Genomic DNA, 1,454 nt, shown 5'->3' with positions numbered 1-1,454 from the left:
GAACGTCCGCCCCTTCATGCGCAAGCGGCCGGTGCGCAAGCCATGGCCGGATGACATCGAACGCGAGCGCGTCGTCATTGAGGCTCCAACGACCTGCGCCTGCTGCGGTGGATCGCGGCTGGCGAAGATCGGTGAGGATGTGACCAAGACGCTGGAGGAGATCCCGCGCCGCTTCAAGCTGATCGAGACGGTACGCGAGAAGTTCACCTGCCGCGATTGCGAGAAGATCAGCCAGCCGCCCGCGCCGTTCCATGCCACACCGCGCGGCTTCATCGGCCCACAATTGCTCGCGACGATCCTGTTCGACAAGTTCGGTATGCATATCCCGCTCAACCGCCAGAGTGCGCGCTTCAAGTGCGAGGGGATCGACCTGCCGTTGTCGACGCTGGCCGACCAGGTCGGCCACGGGACCTTCGCCGTCATGCCGCTCTTTCACTTGATCGAACGCCATGTGCTCGCGGCCGAGCGCCTTCATGGCGATGACACCACCATCCGTATCCTGGCGAAGGGCAAGTGCAAGACCGGGCGGATCTGGACTTATGTGCGGGATGACCGGCCCTTCGCCGGGCCTGCGCCGCCGGCGGCGGTCTATTACGCCTCGAGCGACCGACGAGGCGAACATCCCCAGAAGCATCTGGCCGCCTTTGCCGGCATTCTGCAAGCGGATTGCTACAACGGCTTCGAGCCGCTGTTCGACCCGCAGAGGAAGGTGCTGCCGATTACGCCGGCGTTTTGCTTTGCCCATGCGCGGCGGGGCTTCTTCGAGCTGGCTGACATCGAGAAAAATGCTCGGGAAGGTAAGAAGGGCAAACCGGTCTCTCCGATCGCGCTGGAGGCGGTCAGACGCCTTGATGCGTTGTTCGAGATCGAGCGCGCCATCAACGGCCGCGGCGCCGACGAGCGGCGCGCCGTGCGCCAGGAAAAGAGCAAGCCGCTTCTCGAGGACATGCACGTCTGGTTGCTGCGTGAGCGCGAAAACCTCTCGCGCTCCTCCGAGGTCCTGAAGCCGATCAACTACATGCTCAGGCGCTGGGACGACTTCGCCCGCTTCCTCGACGATGGCAGGATCTGCTTGACCAACAATTGTGCTGAGCGCGCATTGAGAGGCATCGCCTTGGGACGGCGCAACTGGACCTTCGCCGGCAGCCAGCGTGGCGCCGACCGTGCCGCCATCATGCTGACGATGATCACAACCTGTCGCCTCAACGACGTCGATCCCAAGGCCTGGCTCGCCGACGTCCTCGCGAAGCTAATCAATGGCTGGCCTGCGTCACGACTGGACGAACTGCTTCCCTGGGCATCGACCTACACGATGCATGCTCACGATCCGAGGCTGGCGGCATGAGCCTCAACACGACCGGAGTCCGGATCAAGGTGACCCTCAAGGACGTGAAACCGGAGGTGATGCGTCGCCTTGTCTTACCTGTCACCCTGCGCCTTGATCAGCTGCATCT

1 protein-coding gene is annotated in these 1,454 nt (G+C 63.3%); it reads left to right on the top strand.

What is annotated here, in order from left to right:
* On the top strand, positions 1–1,345 hold a 1,345-nt coding region (gene tnpC, locus AACY49_RS29535; protein ID WP_339527705.1), incomplete at its 5' end, for an IS66 family transposase.
* Between the last annotated feature and the right edge of the window lie 109 nt (positions 1,346–1,454).

Source organism: Pseudomonas sp. EL_65y_Pfl2_R96 (genome assembly GCF_963970905.1).
In the GTDB taxonomy this organism is placed as follows: domain Bacteria; phylum Pseudomonadota; class Gammaproteobacteria; order Pseudomonadales; family Pseudomonadaceae; genus Aquipseudomonas.
Note: the sequence above shows the minus strand (reverse complement) of the source record. Positions and strands in the feature narration are given on the sequence as shown.